Source organism: Actinoalloteichus spitiensis RMV-1378 (assembly GCF_000239155.1).
Classification (GTDB): Bacteria; Actinomycetota; Actinomycetes; order Mycobacteriales; family Pseudonocardiaceae; genus Actinoalloteichus_B; species Actinoalloteichus_B spitiensis.
In genome coordinates this window covers 1-2,611 of sequence record NZ_AGVX02000737.1, presented here as the reverse complement: position 1 = coordinate 2,611, position 2,611 = coordinate 1, and the positions used below count along the sequence as shown (strand labels likewise).

The 2,611-nt window shown below is 70.2% G+C and carries 2 protein-coding genes; both read right to left on the bottom strand.

What is annotated here, in order from left to right:
- Positions 1-14: 14 nt before the first annotated feature.
- Positions 15-1,730: an ABC transporter substrate-binding protein gene (locus ACTIDRAF_RS0224685; RefSeq protein ID WP_016701342.1), complete on the bottom strand. Its 1,716-nt coding sequence runs from the start codon at positions 1,728-1,730 to the stop codon at positions 15-17.
- A gap of 104 nt (positions 1,731-1,834) precedes the next feature.
- Positions 1,835-2,611 (bottom strand): TVP38/TMEM64 family protein (locus tag ACTIDRAF_RS32255; protein ID WP_157163265.1); only part of this gene is annotated, 777 nt, incomplete at its 5' end.

The following is a 2,611-nucleotide window of genomic DNA, read 5'->3' as shown; positions in this document are numbered from 1 at the left end:
TGGGTGTCACGGCGTCACCCGGCGGGGCGCAGGTTGGCGGCGACGACGCCGATGTCGGGATAGCTGTAGGGCATGGGCAGCGCGTAGGGGTCGTCCTCGCTGGGCCAGCCGGTGATCCTGCCGCCGGCGAACTGGGCGACGCCGTGGGTTTGGAGCACGGGGATGTAGGGCAGTTCCTCGGCGACCCGACGTTGGATGGTCGCGTAGGCCTCGCGGTGGGCGTCCTGGTCGTCGGTGCCGGCGATGCGGGTGAGGGCCTCGTCGACGTCGTCGTCGCGGAACCGGGCGTAGTTCTTGGAGGCGGGTTCGCCGAGGGGCGCGGCGGCGGCGCTGTTGAGGAAGTCGTCGTAGAGGCCGAAGGGGTCCGGCCCGCCGTAGAGGCTGTCGATGGCGAGGTCGAACCGGCCGTTGTCCCGGTCGGAGACGAAGGCGGCCCGGGAGACCTCCTGGGTGCGCAGTTCGATGCCGACCTCGGCGAGCTGGTCGGCCATCACCTGGATGGCGTTGATCTGGTCGGTGTAGCCGGTGACGACCTTCACGTCCAGGCTGAGGCGTTCCCCGTCGGGGGAGACGAACACGCCGTCGGTGCCCTCCTGGTAGCCGGCGTCCTCCAGGATTCGGCGGGCCCGGTCGGGTTCGTGGCCGGCGACCTCCCCCCGGAACTCCTCGGCGAGCCACGCCTCGTCGCGGGGCAGGATGATCTGCGCGGGTGAGGGGAGTTCGTGGTAGCCCTCGAAGGCGAGGTCGTTGACCTGTTCGCGTTCGATCCCGTAGTAGAGGGCCCGGCGGACGGCGCGGTCCCGGGTGGGGCCCTCCTCCAGGTTGGGCATCAACACGGTGATGAACTGGGGGACGGCGAGGGAGACGTTTCCCTCCGCCCGGTTGACGAACGTGTTCTCCACGTCGGGGATGAAGATTCCCGACCAGTCGACCTGCCCGGCCTGCAACGCGGAGAGCGCGGTCTGGTTCCCGCTGTGGGAAACGAACCGGATGGTGTCCAGGTGGGGTTTCTCCGGGTCCCAGTAGTCGGTGTTGGCGGCCAGGGCGATGCTCTGCGCGGAGAACGAGTCGAGGGCGAAGGCACCGGTTCCGACGGGGTCGGAGTTGAGGTGGGTGACCGGGTCCTCGATGTCGGCCCAGTGGTGTTCGGGGACGATGTAGGTCTGGCCGGCGATGAACCACAGGTCGCTGTAGGAGGGCCGGTCGAAGGTGATCGACACTTCGGTTTCGCTGTGGGCGGTGGCGGAGGCGATGGGCAGGGCGGCCCTGTTCAGGCCCGGGTGTTCGGCCATCGCCTCGAAGGTGTACACCACGTCGTCGCTGGTGAAGGGTTCCCCGTCGGACCAGCGGACGTCGTCGCGGAGGGTGAAGGTGACGGTGGTGCCGTCCTCGGACCAGGAGTGGTCCTCGGCGAGCATGGGCCGGATGTCGTCGGCGGCGGCGCGGTTGAAGAACAGCAGCGTCTCGTGGATCATGCCGCGCGCGGCGCCGTTGGAGGTCTCCAAGAACGGGTTGAAGTTGCTGGAGAACTGGCCGGTGGCGCCGTCGTAGATGGTGAGGGAGTTCGTCGTCGGCCCGGTGCCCGCGTCACCGGAGCAGGCGGCGGCGGTCAGCGCGGTGGTGGTGGCCAGTGCCGTGAGGAGGGTGCGGCGGCGCGGCGTGGGCGTCGAACGGGGAATCGCGATGTTCGACGTGGTCGACGCCGAACCGGTCGATGGTGAGTCCGGCATCGGAAAACCCTTCCGTCAGCGAATACGTCGCGGCGGCGCGCGGCGGTTCCGCGACGGCGCCGAAATGTTCCACCTGTTTCCCTGATGTTTCTTCTGGGGCTTTCTTAGTGTTGTTCCACGGACGAAGTCAACAGTAGGTTCCGGACTACTCGTTCTGCCTGTTCCCGTCCTGCCGTTCGGACGAGTGGCAGCGCCTGACCGGCAGCTTGCGGGGCAGTGGAATACGACGCGAATGGCGCTGTTGTTCGGCTGGGTTCCTTTTCGTAGAATCGGCCGCGATCCGTCGTCTCCCGGGATGACAACGTTGCCGGCTCCGATCGGGGGAAGGGCCTCCCCCGGGGGTCCTCAGGGGTCGAGGCCCGCTTCGGGGTGCCGCGCTCCGGCCGGCGGGTGCCCGACGGCCGGTGGTGGGGCGGCAGGCGTCGGCGGTGTCGTCGAACGAGGTGGACCGCCGCCACGCCGAGGGCGAGCGCGACCACGGCCGTCAGGGCGGGGTGTCCGAGGTGCGCGGCGGCGAGGTCGCCGACCAGCACGTAGCCCGCGCTGGCGGGGATGACACCGAGAGCGGTGCCCAGGGCGAAGGGCGGCAGACGGGTGCCCAGCAGGCCGGCTCCGTAGTTGACCAGGGCGAAGGGCAGCACCGGGGCCAGCCGCAGGAGGAGGATGCCGACGAGGCCGCCCCGGTCGAGGAGCTTGGCCAGCCGCCGGAGCCCGGGCCGGTCCAGCACGTCCCCGAGGGCCGGTCGGCCCAGCCGGCGGGCGAGCAGGAACGACAGCACCGCCCCGCCGGTCGACCCGAGCACGGTCAACGCCACGGCGGGCCCTGGCGGGAACAGCAGGCCGGCCGCCACGCTCAGCACGGGTTTGGGCACGGCGACCAC